The following is a 26,645-nucleotide window of genomic DNA, read 5'->3' as shown; positions in this document are numbered from 1 at the left end:
TACCTGGTCGCCATGACCGAACCCGCCGGCTCCGACCCGGCCACCGAACCCACCTCCACGGACGCCGCCACGCAGGGCCCCGAGCCGACCGGCGACCCGGTCGACCCGGCGGTCGCCACGTCGAGCCCCGACCCCGGACAGACCGGCCGCGACCGGCGCGAGCACTGACCCGGGTCGGCCGCCCGGCCGGCGTCAGCTGGCCGGGCTGACCGAGCTCATGTTGAAGTCGGGCACCCGGAGCATCGGCATCGAGGCCCGGCTGAACCAGTCGTTCCACTCCCGCGGCAGGGTCCGCTCGGTGCTGCTGGCCTCGGTCGCCCGGGCCAGCAGGTCGACCGGCGACTCGTTGAACCGGAAGTTGTTCACCGCGCCCGTCACCTCGCCGTTCTCGACGAGGAAGACCCCGTCGCGGGTCAACCCGGTGACCAGCAGCGTCTGCGGGTCGACCTCGCGGATGTACCAGAGCGTGGTCAGCAGCAGACCGCGTTCGGTGCGCGCGATCATCTCCGCCGGCGAGGCAGTGGCGTTGGGGTCCTCCAGGATGATGTTGTCCACCGCGGCGGTCGCCGGTGCCGTCGTCCGCAGCGCCCAGGCCCGCGGCCGGATCAGGTTGGTCAGCACCCCGTCGCGGATCCAGTCGACGGCGGGCGTCGCCATGCCGTTGTCGAAGACGGAGGCGGACCCGGAGGAGCCGCCGACCACCTGGAACGGCGCGGTCTCCAGCCCCGGGGCGTGCGGGTCGCTGCGCAGGGTGAGCGGGAGCTGGGCCAGCCGGTCGCCGATCCGGTTGCCACCACCGGTCCGGGCGTAGACGCTGCGCCCCTCGTCGGCGTCCCGGGCCTCCATCGCCCAGTAGGTGGGGATCATCAGGTCGCTGACCGTGGACGGCGGCAGGAGCGTCTCGTACCGCCCGGCCGGCAGCTCCACCCGGCGCTGCGACCAGGCCATCTTCTGCTGCACCTCGGCCGCGAGGCCGGCCACCGAGACGTCGGTGAAGTCGCGGGTGCCGACCCCGGCCCAGACTGAGCGGCCGAAGTCGGCGCTCTTCCCGTTCAGCTCGACCCGCCCGGTGGGCTGGTCGTGCCGCAGCCGCAGCCCGGTCGAGGTGCCCAGGTAGGTCGTGGCCAGCTGGTGCTCGGCGAACCCGAACAGCAGCTCGCCCCGGTCGCGGGCGCCGCCGAAGGCCTCGCCCAGCGCGGGCGCGAAGTCGGCGAACACGTCGATGGAGGTGGTGGCCACCTCGGCGTCCCAGTCGCCCGACCCGGCGGGGGCCTCGCTGATCAGCGGCATCGCGTCCTCAGCCGGCCCGGCGTCCCGGGCGGCCTGCTCGCTCATCCGCACCAGCTCGGCGATGTCCGGGGTGCCGGTGCGGGCCACGGTGCCGGTGGCCATGCCGGCGCCGCCGTCGACGAAGGAGATGACGACGACCTGCCGGGAGCGCATCGCGCCGTTGGTGGTCAGGCTGTTGCTCGCCCAGCGGAGGTTGGCCTCCGAGCTGTCGGTGACGTAGGTGATCTGCCCGTCCACCGTGGACGCCGCCAGCGCGGCCTCGACGAGCTGCTGCGGGGTCTGCGAGCTCATCGCCCACCCTCCTGCTTCGTGTTGAGGATGGTCGTGTTCTCGAACAGCGCGGTCGGGCAGCCGTGGCTGACCGGGGCCACCTGGCCGGGCTGGGCCTTGCCGCAGTTGAAGGCACCGCCGAGCACGTACGTCTGGGGCCCGCCGACCGCCGTCATCGAGCCCCAGAAGTCGGTGGTCGTCGCCTGGTAGGCGACGTCGCGGAGCTGGCCGGCCAGCCGGCCGCCCTCGATCTTGTAGAACCGCTGCCCGGTGAACTGGAAGTTGTACCGCTGCATGTCGATCGACCAGCTGTTGTCGCCGACGACGTAGACGCCGCGTTCGACCCCGCCGATGATCTCCTCGGTCGAAGGACCGCCGGGGGTGGGCTGCAGCGACACGTTCGCCATCCGCTGCACCGGCACGTGGGCGGCGGAGTCGGCGAACGCGCAGCCGTTGGAGCGCTCCATGCCGCGCAGCCGGGCCATGTTGCGGTCGACCTGGTAGCCGACGAGCACGCCGTCCCGGACCAGGTCCCACTGCTGGCCGGCGACGCCCTCGTCGTCCCACCCGACGCTGGAGAGGCCGTGCTCGGCGGTGCGGTCGCCGATGACGTGCATCAGCGGCGAGCCGTACTGCAGCGTGCCGAGCTTGTCGACGGTGGCGAAGGAGGTGCCCGCGTAGGCGGCCTCGTAGCCGAGTGCGCGGTCCAGCTCGGTGGCGTGCCCGATCGACTCGTGGATGGTCAGCCACAGGTTGGACGGGTCGACGACCAGGTCGTAGCGGCCCGGGTCGACCGAGGGGGCCTTGACCTTCTCCCGCAGCAGCTCGGGGAGCTCGGCCAGCTCACCGCGCCAGTCCCAGCCGGTGCCGGTGAGGTACTCCCAGCCGCGGCCCACCGGCGGGGCCAGCGTGCGCATCGACTCGAAGGTGCCGGTCGTGCGGTCGACGGTGAGCGCGGTGAACTCCGGGTTCACCCGCACGCGCTGCTGGCGGGTGCGGGTACCGGCCGTGTCGGCGTAGAACTTCTGTTCCTTGACCTGCATCACGCTGCTCTGCACGTGCTCCACGCCGTCGGCGGCCAGCAGCCGCTCGGAGAGCTCGACCAGCAGCGCGGTCTTCTCCGCGTCCGGGACGGCGAACGGGTCGACCTCGTAGGCCGACACCCACTCGCCGTCGGCGTACACCGGCTCCGGAGCCAGCTCGACGCGGTCGGTGTTCATCGCCGCCGACACCTGGGCGACGGCGACGGCCTCCTCGGCCAGCCGCACCGCCTCCGCCGCGGTGAGCACCACACCGGCGGCGAAGCCCCAGGTGCCCTCGTGCACCACCCGCACCGCCAGGCCGAGGTCCTCGCCGTCGGCCAGCGCCTCCAGCCGGGCGTCGCGCAGCCGGACGGTCTGGGTGCGGATCCGCTCGACCCGCAGGTCGGCGTGCTCGCAGCCCAGGTCGACCGCGCGGGTCAACGCCGCATCGGCCAGCGCGGACAACGGGAGGGCGAGGAAGGACTCGTCGACGGAACGGGGCTGTGCCACGGCCCCGTGTCTACCAGGCGGACCCGACAGGAGCGACGCAGTTCGTGAGCCCAGCTACCGATCAGCGCCGGCCGTTGTGCGCCCGTCGTCGGTCTTCGATCCGTGGAGCGACAGCCAGCGCACAACGGCGGAGTGGCCGACCCCCTCCGTGGGTAGGCGTCGGCATGGCCGCTGACCAGGCACGCCCCGGGGACGACGTCACGCTGACCTTCGGCGGCACCGCCACGACGTTGCTGCGGATCGGGCCGTTCACCCTGCTGACCGACCCGAACTTCCTGCACCGCGGCCAGTGGGCGCACCTGGGCCACGGGCTGCGCAGCAGGCGGCTGACCGACCCGGCACTGGTGCCCGCACAGCTGCCCGCGCTGGACGCCGTCCTGCTCAGCCACATGCACGGCGACCACTGGGACCGGGTGGCAACCCGGTCCCTGCCCAAGGAGACGCCGGTGGTGACCACGCCGGAGGCGGCCGGCTGTCTGGGCAAGCGCGGCTTCACCGCCACCGCCGACCTGCGGCCCTGGCAGACCCACGAGCTCACCCAGGGCACGGACACGCTGCGGATCACCAGCGTGCCGGGCGTCCACGGCCCCGGACCGCTGGCCCGGCTGCTGCCCCAGGTGATGGGCAGCGTGCTGGAGCTGGTGCGCGGCGGCGTCGCCGGCCCGGAGGTGACCTGGCGTGGCTACATCAGCGGTGACACCCTCTACCGGCCGTTCCTCGGCGAGGTGCTGCAGCGGTGCGGGCCGCTCGACGTGCTCATCCCGCACCTGGGTGGCACCAAGGTCGCCGGCATCACGGTGACCATGGACGCCCAGCAGGGCGCCGACCTGGTCGAGCTGCTGCGGCCGCCGGTCACCGTGCCCGTGCACTACGACGACTACGGCCTCTTCAAGAGCCCGCTGGGCGACTTCGTCGCCGAGGTCGCCGCCCGCCGGGCCCCTGGCGAGGTGCGCACCGTGGGTCGCGGCCAGACGATCTCGCTGCGCGCCTGATCCACCCCGGGGATGACCCGCTGACCTGGGCGGATCAACCCGGCGGGCGACGCCCGCTGACGACGCCCGGCCCGATGCTCGTACCGCCACCGACCGGTGGCGCGGACGAGTGGAGGCACCCCCGGTGGTCAGCACGAAGAAGGTCCTGCTCGGCGCCGTGACGGCGATCGTCGGCGTGGTCGGGGCGGGGTCCGCCGCGCTGGCGGTCACCATGCCGTCCGGGGTGGACGGCCCCGGCGCCGTGCTCGCCGAGCTGCAGGGCCACACCGCGACGTCCGACCACGACACCGCCGAGGCCGCCCCCCGCGGGGACGTGCCGGACTGGACCCGCGGCGTCGGCTCTGACGTGACGGTCGTCCGGCCGGGGGAGGCCGCAGGCGACGACGGCGGCAGCGTCCGCGTGCACATGACGCTGGCCGCCGGGACGACGCTGCCGACGGACTGCACCCCGCTGGACCAGGTCGGCATGCCCTTCGACGGCGGAGGCCGGTGGCCCGACCTCGGCGGCACTGCCCAGCTGTGCGACGGCTGGGTCACCGTGGTGCTGGACGACCAGCTCTACGCGTGGACCGACGACCAGACGCGGGGCTGATCCCGCGGCCGGCCTCAGCGGCCGGCGAGCCGCATCGCCCGGGTCTGCACGTCGGCCCGCAGCTCGGCCTCGTCGACCGTCGTGGACACCCCGTCGCGGACGACCTGCCGCCCGGCGACCCAGGTGTCGCGCACGTGCCGGGAGCCCACTGACCAGACCAGGTGGGTCAGCAGGTCGGTGACCTCGCCGACCGGCACGAAGGCGATGTCGTCGGTGTCGACGTGCACCAGGTCCGCCCGCCGGCCGACGGTCAGCTGGCCGAGGTCCTCGCGGCCGATCGCCGCGGCCGCTCCGCCGGTGGCCAGCCAGAACGCCTCCGGGGCGGTGAGCGCGGTGGCGTCCCGCTCGCGCAGCCGGGCCAGCTGGGCGGCCAGCCGGAGGTCCTCGAAGAGGTCGAGGTTGTCGTTGGACGCCGGCCCGTCGGTGCCCATGCCGACCCGGATGCCGAGGTCGAGCATGTCCCGCAGCCGGGCGGTGCCGCTGGCCAGCTTGGTGTTGCTGCCCGGACAGTGGGCCACGGCCACGTCGTACTCGCGCCACAGCTCCAGGTCGCCGTCGTCCATGTGCACGCAGTGCGCGCCGAGCACCCGGCCGCCGAGCACGTCGTGCGCGGCGAGCAGCTGCGGCACGCTCAGGCCGTGCTCCGCCAGCAGCCCGGCGCCCTCGGTCGTGGTCTCGGCGACGTGGGTGGTCAGCAGCAGACCGTGCTCGCGCGCCACCTCGGCGGCCTGGGCGAGCACCGGCAGCGGCACGGTGTAGGCCGAGTGCGGGCCGATGCCCCACTCGACCTGGTCGTCGCCGGTGCCGGCGGAGGCGGAGGCGCGGGCCAGCTGCTCGTCGAACGTGCCGAAGCCGGGCAGGCCGATCAGCGGGTGGGTGATCACCCCACGGGCACCGGTGCGCCGCACCGCGGCGGCCATCCGCTCGGGGTGGAAGTACATCTCCACGCTGGTGGTCACGCCGTGCCGCAGCATCTCCGCCGATGCCGCGGTCATCGCCACCTCGACGTCCTCGGGGGTGAGCCGGGCCTCCCGGGGCCACATCACCTCGTTCAGCCAGCGGTCCAGCGGCAACCCCTCGCCCTGGCCGCGGAACAGCACCATCGGCGCGTGCGAGTGGGTGTTGACCATGCCGGGGGTGAGCACCCCGGGCAGCGCGGTGACCTCGGCGTCCCCGGCCGGCGGCGCCTCGGCGGCCGGGCCGACCCAGCTGGTCAGGCCGTCCTCGACGTCCAGCACGGCGTCGGGGACGACGGTGCCGGCGCGGTCCCCGACCACGACGGCGCGGGCGGTGAAGCGGTGCACCATGGGGACAGACCCTACGACCGGCCCGACCCGGCAGCAGGACGGCACACAGCGACCGCCGATACCGTGGGGCCATGTCCGTCCTCGCCGCCGCTGCATCCGACGAAGGCGGGATCACCGGCTTCCTGCTCGACCTCATCGACCGGCTGGGGGCGGTGGGCGTCGGCCTGACGATCCTCATCGAGACGGTCATCCCGCCGATCCCCAGCGAGGTCGTGCTCGGCGCGGCAGGGGTGCTGATCAACGACGGCCGGATGTCACTCGTCCCGGTCATCCTGTGGGCCACCGTCGGCTCGGTGCTCGGGGCGGTCGTCCTCTACTGGGTCGGCCGGCTGTTCGGCCCCCGCCGGTCGCACGCCTTCCTCGACCGGCTGCCGCTCGTCGAGACCGCCGACGTCGACCGGACGTTCGAGTGGTTCGCCCGGCACGGTCGCGCCGCGGTCTTCTTCGGCCGGATGGTGCCCATCGTGCGCAGCTTCGTCTCGGTCCCGGCCGGCGTCGTGAAGATGCCGATGCCGCAGTTCCTGCTGTTCACCGCCGCCGGCAGCCTGCTCTGGAACAGCCTGCTCATCGGCCTGGGCGTCGCCGCGGGCGACTTCGTGCAGGCCAACCTCCAGTACCTGGACTACGTGGTGGTGGTCGTGGCGGTCGCCGCGGTGGCCTGGTTCGTCTACAAGAAGGCGACCGGGCGGCTCCGCCGCCCGCCCACCGCCGGCGCCGACCTGCCCGTCGACGAGCGGGACCAGGCGTGACCACCCCGCGCACCCGGCCGAGCGTCGTCGCCTTCGACGTCAACGAGACGCTGCTGGACCTCGCCCCGGTGCAGGCCACGCTGATCGAGAACGGCGAACCGGGACACCTGCTGCCGACCGTGTTCAGCCGCACCCTGGCGCTGGGGTTCGCCGCCGCCACCGCCGGCACCTGGTGCCGCTTCCGCGACGCCTTCGAGGCCGCCCTGGCGCAGCTCACCGCGCTGTCGGCGGAGCAGCGGACCGCGGTGGCCGACGCCTTCGGCGAGCTCAGCCCGCACCCCGACGTCGAGCCCGCCCTGCGCCGGCTGACCGAGGCCGGGGTGCGCGCGATCACCCTCAGCCAGGGGTCGCCGGGCGTCGCTGAGGCCGGCCTGTCCCGGGGCGGGGTGACCCCGCTGGTGGAGCGCACGCTGACCACCGAGTCGATCGGCGTCTGGAAGCCCGACCGGGCGGCCTACCTCTGGGCAGCCGGGGTGTGCGACGTGGCACCGCAGGAGCTGGCGCTGGTCGCCGTCCACTCCTGGGACGTGCACGGCGCCCAGCGCGCCGGCCTCACCGGCGGGTGGTGCTCCCGCGCCGAGTCGGCCTACGCCGCGGTGTACGAGCCGCCGCACGTGCAGGGCAGCTCGCTCGTCGAGGTCGTCGACGCGCTGCTGGCGCTGCCCCCGGCGTGACCGCCGCGGAGGTCCCCACCCCCCTCGGCCCGGCCCGCGTACACCGTGCCGAGCCTGCCGGCGACGCGCACGGCACCCTCGCCCTGGGTCACGGCGCCGGCGCCGGGTCGGACTCCGCCGACCTGCTCGCCGTCTCCACCGCCGCCTGCGCCGCCGGCTGGCGGGTGCTGCGGATCGACCAGCCGTGGGTGGTGGCCGGCAAGCGGATCGCCCCCGCCCCGGCCCGGCTGGACGAGGGCTGGACGGCCGTGCTCGACGCGCTGCGCACCGACGGACTGCTGACCGGACCGCTCGTGCTGGGTGGCCGCAGCGCCGGGGCCCGGGTGGCCTGCCGGACGGCGGCCGCCCAGGGAGCCGCCGGGGTGCTGGCCCTGGCTTTCCCGCTGCACCCGCCGGGCAAGCCGGAGAAGACCCGCGCTCCCGAGCTGCAGCAGGTTGACGTCCCGCTGCTGGTCGTGCAGGGCGCCACCGATGCGTTCGGTCGCCCCGATGAGGTGGTCGCCGCGCTCGCCGGTCACCCCGGGGCGGTCGCGGCGGTGCCGGGCGACCACGGGCTGAAGAAGGACCCCGCCGGCGTGGCCGCCGCCGTCGCGGACTGGCTGCGCCGCCACTGAGCCCGCCCCGAGCGCGCCGGAGCGGGCCGATCCGTCAGCGCCGGCGGCGGCGCACCAGCAGGGCGACCAGCAGCGCCAGCACGGTGACCCCGGCCGCCGGGGCGGCGTAGCGGGTCAGCGCCGCGCCGCCGGCCACCTCGAGCAGGTCGATCGGCTCCGGCTCGGCCGGAGCCACCGGCCGCCGCGGCGTGCTGGGGGTGCTGCGCACCGGGCCACCACCAGCCGGGCGGTTCGGCGGGGCGGTGGTGCCGGTCGGCGGCTTGCTCGGCGCCTTGCGCGGGCCACCGGCCGGCGCGTCGGCCGCCGTCGTCGAGGCCGGCTCGACGTCGGCCGCCTGGTCCTCGACCGTCCCGGTTCCGGAGAACGGTGCCGCGTCGCCGGCCGCCGGGGCAGTGTCGCCGGCGGCCGGGGCCGTGTCGCCGGCCGCAGGGGCGGTGCCGGTGGCGGCCGGCGTGCTCTTCGCCGGCGGGGCCAGCGGATCCGGGACCGCGGCCTTGGCCGGGGTGCTCGTGGCCGGGGTGCTCTTGGGGGGAGCGGCCTTCTTGGCCGCCTTCGCCTGAGCCGCCGCCTCCTCCGCGCCAGCTGCCCTGTCCGCCGCCGCAGCCGCGGTCTTCTTCGCCGCGGCACCGGCCTTCTTCGCGGCGCCGGCCGCCGGGGTGTCACCGGCAGCGCCCTCGACGCTCGCCGCAGCCTCCTCTACCACGCCGGCGGTGGTCGCAGCGGCCTTGGCGGCAGCGGCGGTGGCCTTACCCGCCACGGTCGGCTCCTGCGTGCCCACGGCCGCTGCGGCCCGAGAGGCGTCACCCTCGGCGTCGCCGCTGGCCAGCTGGGCGGAGAGCTTGTCGGCGAACTGGCCGAGCAGTTTGTTGCCGACGTCGGTCATGACGCCGCGGCCGAACTGGGCGGGCCGGCCGGTGATGTTCAGGTCGGTCAGGACGTCGACGCGGGTGGTGTCGCCCTCGGCCGCGAGCGTCGCGGTGATGACGGCGGCCGCGGTGCCGTTGCCGCGCTGGTCCTTGCCGCGGGCGTCGATGACCGCACGGTGGGCGGCCTCGTCCTTCTCCACGAACGACGCCTTGCCCTGGTAGGTGAGGGCGATCGGCCCGAGCTTCACCTTGACCCGGCCGGTGAAGTCGTCACCGGTCACCGAGTCCAGGGCGGCCCCGGGCATGCAGGGGGCGATGCGCTCGATGTCCAGCAGCACCCGCCAGGCTTCGTCGATCGGCACCGGCACGGTGAACGCGTTCTCCAGCTGCACTGCAGGACCTCCGGGAGTGGGCAGCCCGGGCGGGAGGCGACGAGTCGGCGACAGCCCGTCCGGGTCGTGCGGTGATCGAGGCGAGACGGCGACGCTACCGCGCCCCCGCCGGCGCCGCCGGACCGGTTCCGCCACGGATGTGACGGACCGGTCCGGTACCACGCTCTAGAGGCCTGCCGCGGCCGCCAGCGCCCGCCGGGTCAGCACCTGGGCGAGGTGCTGCCGGTAGTCGGCCTGGGCGTTCAGGTCGTTGCTGGGGCTGGTGCCCTCAGCGGCCTGGGCCGCTGCCGCCGTCACCGTCTCCATGCTGACGTCCACCCCGACCAGCGCCGCCTCGGTGGCCGAGGCCCGCAGCGGAGTCGGCCCCATGTTGGTCAGCCCGATCCGGGCCTCCGCGATCCGGCCCCCCTGCCGCCGGACGGCCGCGGCCACCGCCACGATCGACCAGGCCTGGGCCACCCGGTTGAACTTCTCGTACCGGACCCCCCAGCCCTCGCCGAGCTTGGGCACCCGGATCTCGACCAGCAGCTCCCCCTCCTCGAGCGCGGTGGTGAGGTAGTCGACGAAGAACTCCGCGGCGGACACGGTGCGCCGCCCGCCCGGCCCGACGAGCACGAACTCCGCGTCCAGGGCCAGCGCGACCGCCGGGAGGTCCCCGGCCGGGTCGGCGTGCGCCAGCGCGCCACCGAACGTGCCGCGGCGGCGCACCTGCCGGTCGGCGACCGTCTCGGTGGCCTGCACGATGAGCTGGCCGTACTGGGCCAGCAGCGGGTCGGCGAGGACGTCGGCGTGCGTGGTCATCGCCCCGATGACCAGCGTGTCGCCGTCCTCCCGCACACCACGCAGCTCCTCGACCCGGGTGAGGTCGACGAGCAGCTCGGGCGCGGCGAGCCGCAGCCGCATGACGGGGATCAGCGACTGCCCGCCGGCCAGGACCTTGACGTCCTCACCGCCCTCGGCGATCGCCTGCAGGGCCTCCTCGACCGTCGTCGGGCGGGCGTACGCGAACGGTGCGGGTATCACTGCTCTGCCTCCTGGTAGCCGGACTCGGTCGTGCGGGCACCGCCGTAGGCGTTGCTGCCCTGAGCGGCCCGGTCGCCGCCGTCCCCACCGCCGTGGAGCGCCCGCCACACCCGTTCCGGGGTGAGCGGCATCCGGATGTCGGTGACGCCCAGGTGCCGGACGGCGTCGAGCGCGGCGTTGACCACCGCCGGGGTGCTGGCGATGCAGCCGGCCTCTCCCACGCCCTTGGCTCCCAGGGGGTTGCTGGTCGCGGCGTGCACGGTGTTGCCGGTGTCGAAGTGCGGCAGGTCCGAGGCCGCCGGCACCAGGTAGTCGACGAAGCTGCCGGTGGTCAGGTTGCCCTCGGCGTCGTAGATCGCCTCCTCGTACATCGCCTGGGCGATCCCCTGGGCCAGGCCACCGTGCACCTGGCCCTCGACGATGAGCGGGTTGACGATCGTGCCGACGTCGTCGACGCAGGCGTACTTCCGGATCTTGGCGAACCCGGTCTCGGTGTCGATCTCCATCGCGCAGATGTGCGTGCCGTGCGGGAAGGAGAAGTTCTCCGGGTCGAAGGTGGCCTCGGCGTCGATGGAGGGCTCGATGCCCTCCGGGTAGTCGTGCGCGGCGAAGATCGCCAGGGCGACCTCCTGGATGCCGACCCCGGCGCCCGGCGTCCCCCGCACGGAGAACTTCCCGCCGGTGAACTCGAGGTCGTCGGCGTTGGCCTCCAGCAGGTGGGCGGCGATCACCCGGGCCTTCTCCACCACCTTCTCCGCGGCCTTCACGACCGCGGTGCCCCCGACGACGAGCGACCGGGAACCGTAGGTGTCCAGGCCGCGGGAGGAGATCGCGGTGTCGCCGTGCAGCACCTCGACGTCCTCGAACGGCACGCCGAGCTGGTCGGCGACGATCTGGCTCCACGCCGTCTCGTGCCCCTGGCCGTGCGGCGTGGAACCGGTGACCACCTCGACCTTGCCGGTGGGCAGCATCCGGATCGACGCCTGCTCCCAGCCACCCGCGCCGAAGGCGAGCGAGCCGAGCACCCGCGAGGGGGCCAGCCCGCACATCTCGGTGAAGGTGGAGAAGCCGATGCCCAGCTGCACCGGGTCGTTCGACTCCCGGCGGCGCTGCTGCTCGGCCCGCAGCTCGTCGTAGCCGAGCAGTTCGAGCGCCTGCTCGGTGGCCTGGTGGTAGTCGCCGGAGTCGTACTCCAGCCCGGCGACCGTGGTGAACGGGAACTCCTCGGCGTTGATCCAGTTCTTGCGGCGCACCTCCAGCGGGTCCATCCCCAGCTCGACGGCGAGCTCGTCCATGATCCGCTCGATCGCGAACGTCGCCTCGGGCCGGCCGGCGCCGCGATAGGCGTCGGTGGGCACCTTGTTGGTGAAGACGCCGTCGCACTCGAACCGGTAGGCCGGGAACTTGTAGATGCCCGGGAACATGAACGCGCCCAGCGCCGGGACGCCAGGGGTGATCAGCCGCAGGTAGGCACCCATGTCGGCCAGCAGCCGCACCCGCAGGCCCTTGACCGTGCCGTCGCGGTCGGCGGCGACGTCGATGAACTGCACCTGGTCGCGGCCGTGGTGGGCGGTCATCAGCGACTCACCGCGGGTCTCGGTCCACTTGATCGGCTTGCCCAGCCGCCGCGCGATGAGCAGGCAGAGGATCTCCTCCGGGTTGACCTGCAGCTTCCCGCCGAACCCGCCTCCGACGTCGGGGGCGATCACCCGCAGCTTGTGCTCCGGGATGCCGGTGACCATCGCGGCCATCACCCGCAGGATGTGCGGGATCTGGGTGGCCGACCACATCGTGTAGTTGTCGCCGGAGGGCTGGACGACGACCGAGCGGGGCTCCATGAACGCCGGGATCAGCCGCTGCTGGACGAACCGGCGGCTGACCGTGACCTCGGCGTCGGCGAACGCCTGGTCGGTGTCACTGCCGGTGCCGGCCTCGCCGGCGTCGAAGACGAAGTGGTAGCTGGTGTTCGAGCTGGTGGAGTCGTGCACCAGGGGCGAGCCCTCCTGCACGGCCTGCTCCATGTCCAGCACGACCGGCAGCGGCTCGTAGTCGACGTCGATCGCCTCGAGGGCGTCGGCGGCGGCGGTGCGGCTGCGGGCCACGACGATCGCGACCGCCTCGCCCACGTGGTTGACCTGCTCGACGGCGATCGAGGGGTGTCCCGGGTTGACCATGTCGGGGGTGACCGGCCAGGCGCACGGCAGCGAGCCCTGCTCCTCGGCGAGGTCGGCGCCGGTGTAGACGGCGACGACGTTCGGCCGCTCCTTCGCCGCGCTGACGTCCAGGTGGGTGATCCGCCCGTGGGCGACCGGGCTGCGCAGCACCGCCAGGTGCAGCATCCCGGGCAGCACCATGTTGTCGGTCCAGGTGGTCTTGCCGGTGATCAGCCGGGCGTCCTCCTTGCGGCGACGCGCCTGTCCGACCTCCTTCGCCGGCGGCAGGTCGACCGCGGAGGCCGGGTCCTCGACGGCGGTCATGCCTGGGCCGTCACGTGGTCGGCGGCGGCCGTGTCGACGGCGGCCGGCTCGGCCTGCGGGTCGTCGGCGGCCTTGCCCGACATCTCCGCCGCCGCCTGGCGGACCGCGCGGACGATGTTCTGGTAGCCGGTGCAGCGGCAGAGGTTGCCCTCGATGCCCTCCCGGACCTCCTCGTCGCTGGGGTCGGGGTTCTCCTTCAGCAGGTCGATCGAGGCCATGATCATCCCCGGCGTGCAGAAGCCGCACTGGAGGCCGTGCATCTCGTGGAAGGCCCGCTGCACGGGGTGCAGGGTCGCGCTCTCGCCCTCGCCGCTGGCCACCCCCTCGATCGTGGTGACCTGGCAGCCGTCGGCCTGCACCGCGAACACCGTGCAGGACTTCACCGCCTGGCCGTCCAGGTGCACGGTGCAGGCGCCGCAGTTGCTGGTGTCACAGCCGACGACGGTGCCGACCTTGCCGAGCTGTTCCCTCAGGTAGTGGACCAACAGGGTCCGTGGCTCGACGTCGTCCGTGTAGGACGCCCCGTCGACCCGCACGTTGATCTGGGTCACGAGTCCTCCGCTCCGTTGCAGGGCCGTTCGTGGCCGAGAGCACCCGGCCTCGGCGTGAGTGTGTCAACGGACACACTCACGCGCCAGACCGAGTTGGCTGCTCGGGACGGCGGGCCGCGGGCGGACCGGCCTGCGGGCGGGCGCGGGGTCAGGCGGCGGCGCGCAGCTCCCGGCGCCGCAGCACGGCCGAGGCGGCCAGGAAGCCCAGGCCGAGGACGGCGAGCCCGGCGCCGACCACGCTCGGCGCCCGGTAACCCAGGCCGGCGGCGATGACCAGACCACCGAGCCAGGCGCCCAGGGCGTTGGCCGCGTTGAGCGCCGAGTGGTTCAGCGCGGCACCGAGCATCTGCGCCTCACCGGCGACCTCCATCAGCCGCAGCTGCAGGAGCACGACCATCGTGGAGGCGGCCGCGGCGATCGTGAACACCGTGACGACGAGCGCCACCGCGTTGCCGGCGGCCACCGCCATCACCCCGAGCAGCACGCCGGTGGCGACCGTCGCCCCCACCAGCGACCGGAACAGCGCCCGGTCGGCGAGCCGCCCGCCCAGCACGGTCCCCAGCAGGCCGCCGACGCCGAAGGCGAACAGCACGACCGGCACGAACCCGGCCGACCGGCCGGCCACGTCGGTGACGATCGGCGCGATGTAGCTGTACATCGCGAACATGCCGCCGAAGCCGACGGTGGCGACCAGCAGGGTCAGGATCACCTGGGGCCGGCGCAGGGCGCCCAGCTCGGTGCGGATCGTCGCCTCCGACCGCCCGGGCACCGACGGGACGACGGTGAGCACGGCCAGCAGCGTGACCGCGCCGATGACCACGACCGCCCAGTAGGCCGAGCGCCAGCCCAGCTGCTGGCCCAGCCAGGTGGCGGCGGGCACCCCGGCGACGTTGGCGGCCGCCAGCCCGATCATCACCGAGCTGACCGCGCGGCCGCGCAGGTGCGCAGGCACCAGGGAGGCGGCGATCAGCGAGGCGACGCCGAAGTAGGCACCGTGCGGGAGGCCGGCCACGAAGCGGGAGAGCACCAGGGAGCCGTAGCCGGGGGCCAGCGCGCTGAGCGCGTTGCCGGCGACGAAGGCCACCATCAGCCCCATCGCCAGGCGCCGGCGCGGCAGCCGGGCACCCAGCGCCGCGATCACCGGGGCACCGACGACGACCCCGAGGGCGTAGGCGGAGATCACGTGCCCGGCCTCGGGGATCGTCGCGTCCACCCCGCGGGCGATGTCGGGGAGCAGCCCCATGGTCACGAACTCGGTGGTGCCGATGGCGAACCCACCGAGCGCGAGGGCGACGATCGCCAGCACCGCGGTGCGGGTGGAGGGTGCGGTGGGGGCCGACGTCGTCGAGACGGCGGGGGCTGCGCTCACAGCTGGCCCAAGACGTTGCTCGCCGCCACCATTCCCCTCGTCGTCGCGACCCGTTCGGGTGGTTCGGCGCGAGCCGGGGCCCCTCCGTGCCGATGCTCACCTGAGCACCGGGAGGGAGCTGTCATGGCCGAGCAGAGACGACGCACCGCGGGCAGCCGCCCCGTGGCCCGGCGGCGCGCCCCCGTCCGGCGGCGCCGGGACCACACCCGCTGGCTGGTCCCGCTGCTGGCGGTGACCGTCGGCGCGGTCGTGCTCGCCCCGCAGCTCACCCCCGTGCTGGTCGACCTGACCGCCACGGACGCACCGGTGGTCCAGGTGCCCGCCGCCGTCCCGGCCCCCGTGTCGGCGGAGGTGCCCGTGCTCGCGGAGGCGCAGGGCGTGGACACCCTGGCCGACGTCGCCGCCGCCCGCGCCGAGACCCGCTCGCGCGCCGAGGTGGCCGCCAGTGGCGGCGGCCTGGTCGTCCCCCAGCCGCCGCGCCCCGGACGGATCTCGATCATGCCCAACGCGTCGGTCGGCCGGTCGCCCGTGTACAAACTGCGGCCCGACGGCTGCGGTGGCGCGGGCACCACGCCGCGCCGGATCGTCCCCGGCGTCGTCCCCGGGCCGGGGTCGGCGACGCTGGACTGGATGTCGGACAACCGGCCCGAGGTGGTCGGGTACCGGGTCCAGGCGGTCAGCCAGCGGCTCGTCGGTGGGCAGCAGCCCCCGCCGGAGGTGCGGGCCGTCGACCAGGTCGAGGGCTGCCAGCCGATGACCGTCACGGTCGACGGGCTCGCCCCCGGCGAGCCCTACGTCTTCTGGTTCGAGGAGCAGGTGACCAGCGCCAGCACCGGGGTGACCCGGCTGGTCCAGGTGGGCACGACCGGCGCCGTCGTCATCGGCTGACCGGGGTCGCCGCTCAGTGCGCAGCGACCGCAGCCACCTCGGGGTCGGGCTCCTCGAGCTGCCACGGCCGGACGACGACCACCAGGACGACGATCGCCAGCGACAGCGACCCCACGATCACCGCACCCATCGCCACCGCGTCGTTGCCCAGCAGGCCGACCAGCGGGGAGACCGCAGCGCCCACGCCGAACTGCACGGCGCCGAGCAGCGCGGCTGCGGTGCCCGCCGCCTCGCCGTGCCGGGAGAGGGCGAGCGCCGGGGCGTTGGGCAGCGCCAGCCCGCAGGCGAACAGCACCGCCCACAGCGGGATCGCGACCGCGAACAACCCGCCGGTCTCGGTGGCCGCGAGCACCGTGAGGGTCAGCCCGGAGAGCGCGCCCCCGATGGTGCCGGCGACCAGCACCTGCGCGGGGGAGAACCAGCGCAGCAGCAGCGGGTTGAGCTGGGTGGCGGCGATCAGCCAGAACGCGCCGGCGCCGAAGAGCAGCCCGAACTCCTGCTCGTCCAGGCCGAACTGGCGCTGGTAGACGAAGGAGGAGCCGGAGACGTAGGCGAACAGGCCCGCCATGGTCAGGCCGGCGACCAGCACCAGGCCGACGTAGGTGCGGTCACCGAACAGCGACCGGTAGCCGCGCAGGGTGCCGCCGACCCCCTCGGTGCTGCGCCGCTCGGGCGGCAGGGTCTCCCGGATCAGGAAGAAGCCGATGGCCAGCAGCGCCACGCCGTAGAGCGCGAGGATCAGGAAGACCCCGCGCCAGGAGGTGAAGCGGAGCACCTCCCCGCCGATCGTGGGCGCCAGCACCGGCGCGGCCCCCAGCACCAGGAACAGCCGGGAGAGCATCGTCGCCGCCGCACGGCCGACGAAGAGGTCGCGGACGACGGCGATCGCGATCACCGCACCGGCCGCGGTGCCCATGCCCTGCAGCACCCGCAGGGCACCCAGGACGGCGATGTTCGGCGCGAGCAGCACCAGCAGCGACGCGACCACGTGCACCGCGGTGCCGGCCAGCAGCGGGCGGCGCCGGCCGAACCGGTCGGACAGCGGGCCGAGCACGAGCTGGCCCAGCGCGAGGCCGATCAGGGTGCCGGTGAGCGTGAGCTGCACCGCCGCGGACGTCGTCTCCAGGTCGGTGGCGATCGTCGGCAGGGCCGGCAGGTACATGTCGATGGTCAGCGGCCCGAGCGCGACGAAGGCGCCCAGGGTCAGCGCGAGGCGCGCGGTCTTCGGCTTCTCCACCTGCGGGTCGGGCAGCCCGGAGACGTCGACCGGAGCGGTGCTCTCGGCCTGGGCCGGCGCAGCTGGGTCGGGTCGTACGGAGCGCTCTGTGGCGGTCATCGGGTCCCCCTGGTCGGTGCTGTGCTCCCGCGGGACCGACGCTGGCCACGTTCGCAGTACCTGGGCGACAAGGCTGCGCGATGCAACTGCATTCCGGCTGGACGGGGTGTTCAGCCGCACGTCACCCCGAGGTCACCCCCGTGGGGCGACCGGCTCGGGTGCGGCGGGCAGCAGCGCCCGGCCGTCGCGGGCCCGCAGCGCGCCCCACCAGAGCCCGGCCCCGTACGCCAGGTCCTCCAGCCGGCGGCCGGCCGCGAAGGCGGGCAGGTCGATCTCCCGGCGGTGCGGCCACCAGCCGGCCACCGCGTCGACGACCGCGACCGCACCGGCCGCCCGCCGCGCCCGACGGGAGACCAGCGCCGCAGCCACGGCCAGCGGCCAGTGGTGCCGGGTCACCGTGCGGGCCAGCGCCCGCCCGGACGACGCCGTCCCGCGCAGCACCAGGCCGGCCGCCCAGCCGATCGGCAGCGGCCGGCCGGGCACGGCCACCCGCCGGGCGAGCAGCACGCTGGCCCGGCCGAGCACGCCGAGGGAGCCCAGCAGTCCCCACCGGCCGGCGAACGCCGGGAGCACCCAGGCCGCCAGCGACCACGGAGAGATCACCAGCGGGGCGACCCCGGCGCCGTGCCGCCGGGCGAGCAGCGCCGCGCCGGTGCCGTAGAACGCCCGTCTCCGCAGCCAGTCGCCCAGCTCCACCCGGTGGTCGTGGGCGACCCGCGCGGCCGGCTCGTAGCGCACCCGCCAGCCGGCGCCGGTGAGCCGCCACTCCAGGTCGACGTCCTCGGCGACCGGCATCGCCTCGTCGAAGCCCTCCCCCAGCGCGGTCCGCCGGGCCAGCAGCGCCGCGCTGGGCACGTAGGAGACGACCGTCCCCGGGGCGACCCGCGCGGCGGCCGGGCCCATGTCCAGTGCGCTGTCCAGCGCCTCGTACCGGGCCACCCAGCCGGGCTGGGCCGGGTCGAGGGCGGTGATCCGGGGCGCGACCAGGGCCAGCCGCGGATCGGCCAGGTGCCCGGCGAGGGTGGCCAGCCAGCCGGCCTCGGGCACGCAGTCGGAGTCGACGAACGCCACCGCGTCGGTGTCGGCGACCTGCAGCCCGGCGTTGCGGGCTGCAGCCGGGCCGCGGGAGTGCTCGTGCCGGAGCAGCCGCGTGCCGCCGGCCACCGCGGCCACCGCGGCCGGGTCGGCCGAGCCGTCGTCCACGACCACCACCGGGCAGCCGGCCGTGCCGGGGTCGGCGCGCAGGGCGGCGAGCAGCCTCGCCAGCCCATGGGTCCGGTCCTTGACCGGGACGACGACCGTGACGTCGGGCCACGGCACCGCCGGCACCTCGGGAGCGGCGACGCCGGCGTCGAGCAGCCGGGCCGCCAGTGCGGCGCTGCGGGCGTCGGTGACCTCCAGCCGGTCACCGGCCAGCAGCTCCTGCGCGGCGGGCGCGAGCCGGAGCAGCCGGGCCGGGGAGCCGCCGAGCAGCGCCGTGCCGCCGTCCCGGCGCTCGACGCCCGGGCCGAGCACCACGGTGAAGCCGTCGGGCAGCCGGTCGGTGGGGGGCGGGTTCATCGCCGGGCGAGCACCGCGTCGGTGGTGGTGAGGGTGATCAGCGGCGCGTAGAGCGCCATCGCGGCCAGCGCCCGGTCGTGGTCGGCGTCGCTGGCGCCCGCGCAGGCGTCGGTGACCACCTGCACCGGCACCCCGGCGTCCGCGGCGGGCAGGGCGGTGGAGAGCACGCAGCAGTCGGTGGAGACGCCGGCCAGCACCAGCGGCCCGGCTCCGACCAGGGCGGCGAGCTCGGGGCCCCACTTGCCGAACGTGGTCGCGTCGAGCACCGGCGCATCGCCCGGGTCGTCGACCAGCGCGTACAGCGGCGCGTCCGGCGGCTGCAGGGCGAAGGGGAACTGCGCGTAGTAGGGCACCCAGGCCCCGGCCGGCTCGGCCGGGGCGACGAAGCGGGTGTGCACCACACGCCCGGCGAAGGCCGTGGTCAGCCGGCGGATCGCCGGGTGCACCTCGGCGAACCGGGGCGCGCCCCACGGGGAGTCGCGGTCGGCGAAGACGTGCTGGGCGTCGACCACCACGAGCACGCCGTCGGTCACGCCGCCTCCTGCCGGCGCACCGCGCCCCGGCGCAGCAGCAGCGTGCCGGCGAAGCCGACGGCCAGGGCGACCAGGACGCCGAGGTTGGCGAAGGCCCACTCGCCGTCCTTCCCGCCCAGGCCCACCGGGCCGAGCAGGTAGCCCTGCCAGGTCAGCCAGGTGGCGTAGGTGTTGGTGACCAGCCCCCAGCCGAGCAGCGTGCCGAGCCCGAGGAGCGCCAGCGGGACCGGCGGGACCGAGCCGTAGCGGCCGCGCGGGTCGTACAGGTCGGCCTCGGCGTAGTCGCGGCGGCGCAGCAGCAGGTCGGCCAGCACGATCCCGCACCAGGCCGCGACCGGGACGCCGAGGGTGATCAGGAAGCCCTGGAACTGGACGAAGAAGTCGCCCTCGGCGAGGAAGACGACCCAGATGGCGCCGAGCACCATGAGCAGGCCGTCGATCGAGGCGGCGACCGGGCGGGGCACCCGCACGCCGGCGGCGAGCAGGGACAGGCCGGAGGAGTAGATGTCCAGCAGGGCGCCGCCGACCAGCCCCAGGACGGCGACCAGGGCGAAGGGGACCAGGAACCAGGTGGGCAGCAGGGCGGCCAGCGCGCCGATCGGGTCCGCGCTGATCGCCGCCGCCAGGTCGGTCGACGAGCCGGCCAGCAGCAGCCCGACGACCAGCAGGACGACCGGGGCGAGCGCGGAGCCGAACGTCGTCCAGCCCACGACCCCGCGGGTGGAGGCGGTGCGCGGCAGGTAGCGGGAGTAGTCGGCCGCGGCGTTGACCCAGCCGAACCCGTAGCCGGTCATGACGAAGACCAGCGCGCCGATGAACGCCTGCGTCGACCCGGCGGGCAGGTCGCTGACCACCGCCCAGTCGATCTCGTCGGCGACCAGGAGCAGGTAGCCGACGGTCAGCACGCCGGTGACGACGGTGATCACCGTCTGCATGCGCATGATCAGGTCGAAGCCGAGCACGCCGCCGCCGACCACCAGCGCGGCGACCACCAGCAGGGCGACGACCTGGGTCGCCGTCCCGCCGCCCCAGCCGAGCTGGGTGAAGACGGTGGCGGTGGCGAGGGTGGCCAGCGAGGCGAGCACCGTCTCCCACCCGACGGTGAGGATCCAGGACAGGACGGCGGGCACCCGGCCGCCGGTGACGCCGAAGGCGGCGCGGCTGAGCACGAGGGTGGGCGCCGAGCCCCGCTTGCCGGCGATGGCGATGAGGCCGCAGAGCCCGAAGCTGAGCACGATCCCGACGACGCCGGCGACGACGGCCTGCCAGAAGGAGATGCCGAAGCCGAGGACGAATGCGCCGTAGGCCAGGCCGAGCACGCTGACGTTGGCGCCGAACCACGGCCAGAACAGCTGGCGCGGGGTGCCCTTGCGCTCGGCCTCGGCGATCACGTTGATGCCGTTGGTCTCCACCGCCACCCGCGGGGTGGCGGCCTCCGCCGGGGGCCCGGCCTCGCCCGTTGCCTGGTGCGCCATCCGTGCGTGCTCCGTCCTCGCCGGCGGGCGCTCCCGCCCCGCTCCCGGTGCCGGACCCTAACGGCGGCCACCGACACCGGCGCGGACCTCCGGGCGCCGATGCATCGACAGCCGATGCATGGAGCCGCTACGGTCCGGCCATGGACGCCCGGCCGCTCACCGAGCCGACCTTCTTCGTGCTGGCCGCCCTGGCCGACCGGCCGCGGCACGGGTACGGGGTGATCGCCGAGGTCCAGGGCCTGTCCGACGGCCGGGTGACGCTGCGGGTCGGCACGCTCTACGGCGTGCTGGACCGGCTGGTCGCCGAGGGGCAGGTGGCACCGGACCGGGAGGAGGTGCACGCCGGGCGGCTGCGCCGCTACTACCGGCTCACCGACGCCGGCCGGCTGGCCCTGGAGGCCGAGCTCGCCCGGCAGGAGAGCAACGCCCGCGCCGTACGGGCCCGGCTCGCGGTGCGGCCGGCATGAGCCCGCTGGAGCAGCGCTACCGGCGGCTGCTGACCTGGTTGCCCGAGCCCGCCCGGTCGCGCTGGGCCGACGACATGACCGAGACCTACCTGCAGGTGGAGACCGCCGACGACCCCGAGTACGCGGAGTTCGGCAGCCCGTCGCTGACCGACCGGCTGGACGTCGCCCGGCTGGCGCTGCGGCTCCGGCTGGGCGCGCCCGGCGCCTCGGTGCGCGCCGTGGCGACCGGGCGGACGGTGCGGCTGGTCGCCGTCGCCGGCACGGTGGCGCTCGCCTCACTGGCCCTGCTCGGGCTCTTCTCGACGGCGTGGCTGCACGGCCGGCTCCCGTTCATGGACGCTCCGGACCTCGGCGACCGGCTGCTGTGGGGGCCTTCGTACGCCGTCCACACCGTGGTCAGCGCGCTCACCGTCGCGCTGGCGGTCTGCGCCGTCCGCGGGCTGGCCGCCACCCGCCCGCTCGCCGTCGTCGTGCTCATCGGGCAGCTGGTGCCGGCGGTCGTCTCGGTGATCCGCCCGCTGGAGCTGCTGTTCCAGCTGACGATCGCCGTCCCGCTGGTCGCAGCCGCGTTCATGCCCCCGGGCCGCCCGATGCACCGGCCGCTGTGGCTGATCCCGGTCCCACTGGTCGCCTCGGTGTCGGTGGCGGCGCTCCGCCCGGGCGAGCCGCCGGAGTGGACCTGGGGGCTCTTCGACCCGGTGGTGCAGTGGGCGCTGCTGACGGTCGTGGCCGGTGCCGTGCTGCTGCTGCGCCGCAGGCGGGCGCGGGGGCCGGCCGAGCTGGCGGTGGCGGTGCTGGCCCTGGTGACGGTGCCGGCGCTGGCCAGCCGCTGGCCGTACGACACCCCGCCCGGCTACGCGACCGTCGTGGTGCTGGCCACCCTCGCCGCCGCGGCCACCGGGGTCGCCACCGGCACCGTCGGCCTGCGCGCCGTCCGGGCCCTGCCGGTGGTGCCGGCCGACCACTGACACGACGACGCCCCCGCCGGCCCGACTGGGCCGACGAGGGCGTCGGGTGAGCGGTGCGTCAGCTGCGGGTGCGGGCGCCGTACCGCTGGTTGAACTTCTCGACCCGGCCAGCGGTGTCGAGGACCCGCTGGTTGCCGGTCCAGAACGGGTGGGACGACGCACTGATCTCGACCGGGACCACCGGCAGCGTCTCGCCGTCCAGCTCGATCGTCCGGCTGGTCTGCACGGTGGAGCGGGTGCGGAACGTGGCCCCGGTCGCGGTGTCCTGGAAGACGACGGTGCGGTACTCGGGGTGGATGCCGTGCTGCATGGGTGGTCCTCTCGGTCTGCGCGGGACGTCCACCCCCGTTGGGGCGGGCTGATCGCGACTGTCTGGGTCAACCACCCCGGCGGTCCCGCTGTTCCCGGGTCAGCGCCGCAGGAGCAGCCGCCCGCGGCAGGGTTGAGCCGCGTGCGCACGCGGCTCCACCCTGCCGCCCGCGGGTCGACCCGGCGGAGCCCCCGGCCCCACTCAGAGCCGCGGGTCGACGGGCTCGGACTCCAGCGCCAGGACGGCGAAGACGCACTCGTGCACCCGCCACATCGGCTCGCCCCGGGCCAACCGCTCCAGGCCCTCCAGCCCGAGCGCGTACTCCCGCAGCGCCAGCCCCCGCTTGCGCCCCAGGTTGCGCTCCCGGAGCCGGGACAGGTTCGCCGGCTCGGTGTACTCGGGGCCGTAGACCAGCCGCAGGTACTCGCGGCCGCGCACCTTCAGCCCGGGCTGCACCAGGCCCCGGCGCCCGCGGGTGAGGTTGGCGGCCGGCTTGACCACCATCCCCTCCCCACCGCCGGCGGTCAGCTCCGTCCACCAGTCGGTGGCGGCCTGCTCGCTGACCGGGTCGGTGACGTCGACCGCACGGTGCTGCGTCCTGCGCACCAGCTCCGGGTCGGCCTCGGCCAGCCGGTCGGCGAGGGCCAGGTGCTCCCCGTGCGGCCGATCGCTGAAGGTCGCCCCGGCCGCGGCGAGCAGCTGGAACGGCGCGAAGGCGGTGCCGGTCAGCCCGTCGGTGGGCCAGCAGAAGCGCCGGTAGGCAGTGGTGAACCCCTCGATGTCGACCCGTCGTGCGCGCTGGCGGGTCAGCAGCTCGCCGACGTCCAGCCCCCGGCCGGCGGCCTGCGTCAGCACCGCCTCGGCGACCGGCAGCGCGGCCCGGGCCGCGGCGCCCACGGCGGCGTACTGGCCGCGGACGAGGTCACCGGCCTTGACCGACCAGGGCAGCAGCTCACCGTCCAGCAGCACCCAGTCGCTGCCCAGCTCCGCGAACAGCCCGGCTCCCTCGACCGCGCGGGCGACACGGGCCAGGAACTCCCTGGTCAGCTCCTCGCCGAGGAACGAGCGGCCGGTGCGGGTGTACAGGGCGCCGCGCTCCCCGACCGGCCGGTCGGGGTCCCCTGCCGCGTCCTGCCGTCGCACCAGCGCCACGGCCCGCGAACCCATGTGCTTCTCCTGGCAGACGACCTGGTCGACCCCCTCGCCGCGGTAGTAGGCGAACGCCTCCGCCGGGTGCTCGAGCAGGTCCGCGCGCGCCGAGGTCGCCACCGGGCTCATCGTCGGCGGCAGGTAGGCCAGCTGCTGGGGAGCGAGGGCGAAGCGGCTCATCACCTCGATCGCCGCGGCGGCGTTCTCCGCCCGCACGGTGACCCGGCCGGACAGCCGGGTCACCACGATCCGCTTGCCCAGCACGTCGGCGACGTCGAGCACCTCGTCGGGGCGCTCCGGCGTCGCGTCGTCCTCGGAGAGGAACGGCCGGGCCGGCTCGTACCAGGTGCGGTGCGCCGGCACGTCGACGAGCTCTCGCTCCGGATAGCGCAGTGCGGTCAGCCGGCCGCCGAACACGCAGCCGGTGTCCAGGCACATCGTGTTGTTGACCCACTCGGGCTCTGGCACCGGGGTGTGGCCGTAGAGCACCATCGCCCGGCCCCGGTAGTCCTGGGCCCACGGGTAGCGGACCGGCAGGCCGAACTCGTCGGTCTCACCGGTCGTGTCCCCGTAGAGGGCGAAGCTGCGCACCCGTCCGCTGGCCCGCCCGTGCAGCTCCTCGGTCAGCCCGGCGTGCGCCACGACCAGCGCGCCGCCGTCCAGCACGTAGTGGCTGACCAGCCCGTAGCAGAAGTCCTCGACCTCGCGGCGGAACTCCGGGGTCTCCGCCTCCAGCTGGGCGAGGGTGGTCTCCAGCCCGTGGGTGATCTGCACATCGCGCCCGCGGAGCGCCTTGACCAGCTTGTTCTCGTGGTTGCCCGGGACGCAGAGCGCGTGCCCGGCGCGCACCATGCCCATCACCAGTCGGAGCACGCCGGGGGAGTCCGGGCCCCGGTCGACGAGGTCACCCAGGAAGACCGCGCGCCGTCCGGCGGGCGGGACGGCGTCCACCGGCCGGCCCTGCGGGTCGCGGACCAGCTCGTACCCCAGCCGGCCGAGCAGCTCCTCCAGCTCTGCGCGGCAGCCGTGCACGTCACCGACGACGTCGAACGGGCCGGTCTCGGTGCGCAGGTCGCTGTAGGCCTTCTCGTAGGTGAGGACGGCGGCGTCGACCTCCTCCGGGCTGCTCAGCAGGTGCACCTTGCGGAACCCCTCCCGGCTCAGTCCGCGCAGCCCACGCCGCAGCTCGGCGCGCTGCCGGCTGACCACGGTGCGGGCGAGGTCGCGGTCGGGGCGGGCGGCGTTGCGCGCGAGGCAGACGCCCTCCGCGACGTCCAGCACGATCGCCACCGGCAGCACGTCGTGGTCGCGCGCCAGCTGCACCAGCGACGCCCGGTCCTCGCGCTTGACGTTGGTCGCGTCCACGACGGTGAGCCGGCCGGCGGCCAGCCGCGCCGCCGCGATCGCGTGCAGCACGGCGAACGCGGCCGGCGTCGCCGACTGGTCGTTCTCGTCGTCGGCGACCAGGCCCCGGCAGACGTCGCTGGAGAGCACCTGGGTGGACCGGAAGTGCTTCCTGGCGAAGGTGGACTTGCCCGAGCCGGATGCGCCGATCAGCACGACCAGGGAGAGCTCGGGGACGGCGAGCTCGCGGACGTCGCTCATGCCGCCACCTCCTGCCCGGGAGTGCGGGTGAAGACCGCCAGCTGGGTCGGCGGGCCGACCTCCGGGTCGTCGCCGCCGACGCCGAGGTACCGGACGGCGTACCCCCGGCGGGCGGCCACGCCGTCGGCCCACTCGGCGAACTCGGCGCGGGTCCACTCGAACCGGTGGTCCCGGTGCCGCATGCCACCGCCGGCCAGGGCGGGGTACCGCACGTTGTGCTCGGCGTTGGGCGTGGTGACCACGGCGGTCGACGGCGCGGCGGCGGCGAAGACGGCGTGCTCCAGCGCGGGCAGCCGGTCGGGGTCCAGGTGCTCGACGACCTCCATCAGCACCGCCGCGTCGTACCCGGCCAGCCGGGCGTCGCGGTAGGTGAGCGCGCTCTGCAGCAGGCTGACCCGGGCACGCTGGCGGTCGGGCATCCGGTCCAGACGGAGCCGGCGAGCGGCCACCTCGAGCGCCCGGGAGCTGACGTCGACCCCCACCACCTCGGTGAACGAGGACTCGGCGAGCAGCGCGGGCAGCAGGGCACCGGCACCGCAGCCGAGGTCCAGCACCCGGTGCGCACCAGCCGCCCGCAGCGCGGCGACGACGGCCTCCTGCCGCAGCCGGGCAAGCGGTGCCGGACGCTCGGGGGCCTCTGCCACCTCGGCGACCGCGTCGTCGAAGGTGTCGGCGTCGTCCACCTCGGCGAGCCGGGTCATCGCCTGGCCGGCCAGCGACCGCTGGTGCGCCAGGTAGCGCTGGGTGATGAGCTCCCGCTCCGGGTGGGTGGCCAGCCAGCCGCTGCCGGCGCGCAGCAGCTTGTCGATCTCGTCGGTGCTCACCCAGTAGTGCTTCGCGTCGTCGAGCACGGGCAGCGCGACGTAGAGCTGGTTGATCGCGTCGGCGAGCCGCTGGGTGCCGCGCAGCCGCAGGTCGACGTGGCGGGAGTCGCCCCACTCGGGGAACTGCTCGTCGAGCGGGAGGGCCCGGGCCTCGACCTGCCAGCCCAGCGGCGCGAAGAACCGCTCGGCCAGTTCGGCACCGCCCCGGCAGGACAGCGCCGGCAGGTGCACCTCCAGCGGCAGCGGCTGGTCGACCAGGTCCGGCCGCTCCTTGCTCACCCCGCGGCGGGCGCTGGCGAAGGCCTTGCCCAGCGCGACGGCCAGCAGGCTGGACGCGGCGTACGGCCGGTCGTTGACGTGCTGACCCAGGGCGAAGCCCTCGTTCCCCCGGTTCCCGCGCACCAGCGCGATCGGGTCGACCTCCAGCAGCAGCGCGACGGTGCACCGCTCGTCGGTCGCCTCCGGGTAGAAGACGTGCGCCGTCCCGGTCGAGACCTCGACCTGCTGCGCCCGTGCGGGGTTCTTGTGCAGCAGGAAGCCCAGGTCCGTGGCCGGCCGGTGGGTGGTGGACAGGGTCATCAGCACCCCGGCAGTCTTGCCGGTCGCTGGGCCGGGGACCACCGACTTGCCGGTGCGGCGGACCGGGCCCGACCGCGACCGCCCTGCTCGACCACTCGGCGGACCCGATCCTCCCGACCAGAGCTCGGGGTCAGCCGCCTGCGGCGGGGTGGAGCCGCGTGCGCACGCGGCTCAACCCTGCCGCCCGAGGGGCGACCCGCAGAGCGGCTGCGGCCGCGGTGACCGGGCCGTGATCTCTGTGTGCTTAGGTCAG

The 26,645-nt window shown here is 75.0% G+C and carries 24 protein-coding genes; 9 read left to right on the top strand and 15 right to left on the bottom strand.

Translation table 11 applies throughout. The features are described from left to right. Positions 1–12 precede the first annotated feature (12 nt). A complete protein-coding gene (locus O2V63_RS14920) occupies positions 13–168 on the top strand; it encodes a hypothetical protein (protein ID WP_269168344.1) in 156 nt (51 codons plus the stop codon). Positions 169–192: 24 nt separating this feature from the next. Here the strand turns inward: O2V63_RS14920 and O2V63_RS14915 are convergent, their stop codons facing one another. Both O2V63_RS14915 and O2V63_RS14910 read right to left on the bottom strand, forming a co-directional pair. Then, positions 193–1,581: a metallopeptidase TldD-related protein gene (locus O2V63_RS14915; protein WP_269168343.1), complete on the bottom strand. Its 1,389-nt coding sequence runs from the start codon at positions 1,579–1,581 to the stop codon at positions 193–195. Continuing rightward, the gene (locus tag O2V63_RS14910) at positions 1,578–3,092 is read right to left on the bottom strand and encodes a TldD/PmbA family protein (protein WP_269168342.1); all 1,515 of its coding nucleotides are present in this window, start codon (positions 3,090–3,092) and stop codon (positions 1,578–1,580) included. The genes O2V63_RS14915 and O2V63_RS14910 overlap by 4 nt, the downstream gene beginning before the upstream one ends. Positions 3,093–3,256: 164 nt before the next feature. On the opposite strand from O2V63_RS14910, the gene O2V63_RS14905 reads away from it, so the two are divergent. Beyond that, positions 3,257–4,084, top strand: coding sequence for an MBL fold metallo-hydrolase (locus O2V63_RS14905; protein WP_269168341.1), 828 nt, complete (start codon positions 3,257–3,259; stop codon positions 4,082–4,084). A gap of 124 nt (positions 4,085–4,208) precedes the next feature. Next, positions 4,209–4,676 carry a hypothetical protein gene (locus O2V63_RS14900; protein WP_269168340.1) on the top strand — a complete coding sequence of 156 codons (468 nt, stop codon included), beginning with the start codon at positions 4,209–4,211 and terminating at the stop codon, positions 4,674–4,676. A 14-nt stretch (positions 4,677–4,690) separates the two neighbouring features. On the opposite strand, the gene O2V63_RS14895 is transcribed toward O2V63_RS14900, so the two are convergent. After that, positions 4,691–5,983 carry an amidohydrolase family protein gene (locus O2V63_RS14895; RefSeq protein ID WP_269168339.1) on the bottom strand — a complete coding sequence of 431 codons (1,293 nt, stop codon included), beginning with the start codon at positions 5,981–5,983 and terminating at the stop codon, positions 4,691–4,693. 71 nt (positions 5,984–6,054) lie between these two features. On the opposite strand from O2V63_RS14895, the gene O2V63_RS14890 reads away from it, so the two are divergent. The 3 genes from O2V63_RS14890 to O2V63_RS14880 are packed head-to-tail and all read left to right on the top strand — an operon-like array spanning position 6,055 to position 8,020. Further along, complete coding sequence (locus O2V63_RS14890) at positions 6,055–6,732, top strand: DedA family protein (RefSeq protein WP_269168338.1); 678 nt, start codon at positions 6,055–6,057, stop codon at positions 6,730–6,732. Beyond that, complete coding sequence (locus O2V63_RS14885; RefSeq protein WP_269168337.1) at positions 6,729–7,406, top strand: HAD family hydrolase; 678 nt, start codon at positions 6,729–6,731, stop codon at positions 7,404–7,406. Before O2V63_RS14890 ends, O2V63_RS14885 begins: the two co-directional genes overlap by 4 nt. Beyond that, positions 7,403–8,020, top strand: a complete 618-nt coding sequence (locus O2V63_RS14880) for an alpha/beta hydrolase family protein (protein WP_269168336.1) — start codon at positions 7,403–7,405, stop codon at positions 8,018–8,020. The genes O2V63_RS14885 and O2V63_RS14880 overlap by 4 nt, the downstream gene beginning before the upstream one ends. Positions 8,021–8,054: 34 nt before the next feature. Here O2V63_RS14880 and O2V63_RS14875 read toward each other — a convergent pair whose 3' ends face one another. The 5 genes from O2V63_RS14875 to O2V63_RS14855 all read right to left on the bottom strand — a co-directional run bounded on the left by O2V63_RS14875 (position 8,055) and on the right by O2V63_RS14855 (position 14,698). Further along, on the bottom strand, positions 8,055–9,278 hold the full coding sequence (locus O2V63_RS14875; RefSeq protein ID WP_269168335.1) for an SRPBCC domain-containing protein: 1,224 nt from the start codon (positions 9,276–9,278) through the stop codon (positions 8,055–8,057). Positions 9,279–9,443: 165 nt separating this feature from the next. Continuing rightward, on the bottom strand, positions 9,444–10,301 hold the full coding sequence (locus tag O2V63_RS14870) for an FAD binding domain-containing protein (protein WP_269168334.1): 858 nt from the start codon (positions 10,299–10,301) through the stop codon (positions 9,444–9,446). Further along, complete coding sequence (locus O2V63_RS14865) at positions 10,298–12,778, bottom strand: xanthine dehydrogenase family protein molybdopterin-binding subunit (RefSeq protein WP_269168333.1); 2,481 nt, start codon at positions 12,776–12,778, stop codon at positions 10,298–10,300. The genes O2V63_RS14870 and O2V63_RS14865 overlap by 4 nt, the downstream gene beginning before the upstream one ends. Further along, positions 12,775–13,329, bottom strand: a complete 555-nt coding sequence (locus O2V63_RS14860; protein ID WP_269168332.1) for a (2Fe-2S)-binding protein — start codon at positions 13,327–13,329, stop codon at positions 12,775–12,777. Before O2V63_RS14860 ends, O2V63_RS14865 begins: the two co-directional genes overlap by 4 nt. A 148-nt stretch (positions 13,330–13,477) precedes the next feature. Beyond that, complete coding sequence (locus O2V63_RS14855) at positions 13,478–14,698, bottom strand: MFS transporter (RefSeq protein ID WP_269168331.1); 1,221 nt, start codon at positions 14,696–14,698, stop codon at positions 13,478–13,480. A 123-nt stretch (positions 14,699–14,821) separates the two neighbouring features. Between O2V63_RS14855 and O2V63_RS14850 the strand changes: the two genes are divergently transcribed. Further along, the gene (locus O2V63_RS14850; RefSeq protein ID WP_269168330.1) at positions 14,822–15,586 is read left to right on the top strand and encodes a hypothetical protein; all 765 of its coding nucleotides are present in this window, start codon (positions 14,822–14,824) and stop codon (positions 15,584–15,586) included. 13 nt (positions 15,587–15,599) lie between these two features. Here the strand turns inward: O2V63_RS14850 and O2V63_RS14845 are convergent, their stop codons facing one another. From O2V63_RS14845 to O2V63_RS14830, 4 genes are all read right to left on the bottom strand, one after another. Beyond that, a complete protein-coding gene (locus O2V63_RS14845) occupies positions 15,600–16,922 on the bottom strand; it encodes a multidrug effflux MFS transporter (RefSeq protein ID WP_269168329.1) in 1,323 nt (440 codons plus the stop codon). 132 nt (positions 16,923–17,054) lie between these two features. Next, positions 17,055–18,482, bottom strand: coding sequence for a mycofactocin biosynthesis glycosyltransferase MftF (gene mftF, locus O2V63_RS14840; RefSeq protein WP_269168328.1), 1,428 nt, complete (start codon positions 18,480–18,482; stop codon positions 17,055–17,057). After that, complete coding sequence (locus O2V63_RS14835; protein ID WP_269168327.1) at positions 18,479–19,015, bottom strand: cysteine hydrolase family protein; 537 nt, start codon at positions 19,013–19,015, stop codon at positions 18,479–18,481. The genes mftF and O2V63_RS14835 overlap by 4 nt, the downstream gene beginning before the upstream one ends. After that, positions 19,012–20,490, bottom strand: coding sequence for a purine-cytosine permease family protein (locus O2V63_RS14830; RefSeq protein WP_269168326.1), 1,479 nt, complete (start codon positions 20,488–20,490; stop codon positions 19,012–19,014). Before O2V63_RS14830 ends, O2V63_RS14835 begins: the two co-directional genes overlap by 4 nt. A gap of 140 nt (positions 20,491–20,630) precedes the next feature. On the opposite strand from O2V63_RS14830, the gene O2V63_RS14825 reads away from it, so the two are divergent. Then, a complete protein-coding gene (locus O2V63_RS14825; protein WP_269168325.1) occupies positions 20,631–20,957 on the top strand; it encodes a PadR family transcriptional regulator in 327 nt (108 codons plus the stop codon). Beyond that, positions 20,954–21,925, top strand: a complete 972-nt coding sequence (locus O2V63_RS14820; protein ID WP_269168324.1) for a hypothetical protein — start codon at positions 20,954–20,956, stop codon at positions 21,923–21,925. Before O2V63_RS14825 ends, O2V63_RS14820 begins: the two co-directional genes overlap by 4 nt. Positions 21,926–21,983: 58 nt before the next feature. On the opposite strand, the gene O2V63_RS14815 is transcribed toward O2V63_RS14820, so the two are convergent. The 3 genes from O2V63_RS14815 to O2V63_RS14805 form a co-directional block, all read right to left on the bottom strand. Then, the gene (locus O2V63_RS14815; RefSeq protein ID WP_036335573.1) at positions 21,984–22,235 is read right to left on the bottom strand and encodes a type B 50S ribosomal protein L31; all 252 of its coding nucleotides are present in this window, start codon (positions 22,233–22,235) and stop codon (positions 21,984–21,986) included. A gap of 201 nt (positions 22,236–22,436) precedes the next feature. Next, entirely contained in the window at positions 22,437–24,989 is a 2,553-nt protein-coding gene (locus O2V63_RS14810) for a polynucleotide kinase-phosphatase (RefSeq protein ID WP_269168323.1), read from the bottom strand. Beyond that, positions 24,986–26,392: a 3' terminal RNA ribose 2'-O-methyltransferase Hen1 gene (locus tag O2V63_RS14805; protein ID WP_269168322.1), complete on the bottom strand. Its 1,407-nt coding sequence runs from the start codon at positions 26,390–26,392 to the stop codon at positions 24,986–24,988. Before O2V63_RS14805 ends, O2V63_RS14810 begins: the two co-directional genes overlap by 4 nt. Positions 26,393–26,645: the final 253 nt, after the last annotated feature.

Origin of the sequence: Modestobacter sp. VKM Ac-2977 (assembly GCF_026968045.1) — a bacterium.
In the GTDB taxonomy this organism is placed as follows: Bacteria; Actinomycetota; Actinomycetes; order Mycobacteriales; family Geodermatophilaceae; genus Modestobacter.
This window is presented reverse-complemented; position numbering and strand designations above follow the sequence as displayed.

Coding starts and splice junctions, on each gene's coding strand:
- O2V63_RS14920 (WP_269168344.1), top strand. CDS start 13: ATGACCGAACCCGCCGGCTCCGACCCGGCCACCGAACCCACCTCCACG.
- O2V63_RS14915 (WP_269168343.1), bottom strand. CDS start 1,581: ATGAGCTCGCAGACCCCGCAGCAGCTCGTCGAGGCCGCGCTGGCGGCG.
- O2V63_RS14905 (WP_269168341.1), top strand. CDS start 3,257: ATGGCCGCTGACCAGGCACGCCCCGGGGACGACGTCACGCTGACCTTC.
- O2V63_RS14895 (WP_269168339.1), bottom strand. CDS start 5,983: ATGGTGCACCGCTTCACCGCCCGCGCCGTCGTGGTCGGGGACCGCGCC.
- O2V63_RS14890 (WP_269168338.1), top strand. CDS start 6,055: ATGTCCGTCCTCGCCGCCGCTGCATCCGACGAAGGCGGGATCACCGGC.
- O2V63_RS14865 (WP_269168333.1), bottom strand. CDS start 12,778: ATGACCGCCGTCGAGGACCCGGCCTCCGCGGTCGACCTGCCGCCGGCG.
- O2V63_RS14850 (WP_269168330.1), top strand. CDS start 14,822: ATGGCCGAGCAGAGACGACGCACCGCGGGCAGCCGCCCCGTGGCCCGG.
- O2V63_RS14845 (WP_269168329.1), bottom strand. CDS start 16,922: ATGACCGCCACAGAGCGCTCCGTACGACCCGACCCAGCTGCGCCGGCC.
- mftF (WP_269168328.1), bottom strand. CDS start 18,482: ATGAACCCGCCCCCCACCGACCGGCTGCCCGACGGCTTCACCGTGGTG.
- O2V63_RS14830 (WP_269168326.1), bottom strand. CDS start 20,490: ATGGCGCACCAGGCAACGGGCGAGGCCGGGCCCCCGGCGGAGGCCGCC.
- O2V63_RS14825 (WP_269168325.1), top strand. CDS start 20,631: ATGGACGCCCGGCCGCTCACCGAGCCGACCTTCTTCGTGCTGGCCGCC.
- O2V63_RS14820 (WP_269168324.1), top strand. CDS start 20,954: ATGAGCCCGCTGGAGCAGCGCTACCGGCGGCTGCTGACCTGGTTGCCC.
- O2V63_RS14815 (WP_036335573.1), bottom strand. CDS start 22,235: ATGCAGCACGGCATCCACCCCGAGTACCGCACCGTCGTCTTCCAGGAC.
- O2V63_RS14810 (WP_269168323.1), bottom strand. CDS start 24,989: ATGAGCGACGTCCGCGAGCTCGCCGTCCCCGAGCTCTCCCTGGTCGTG.
- O2V63_RS14805 (WP_269168322.1), bottom strand. CDS start 26,392: ATGACCCTGTCCACCACCCACCGGCCGGCCACGGACCTGGGCTTCCTG.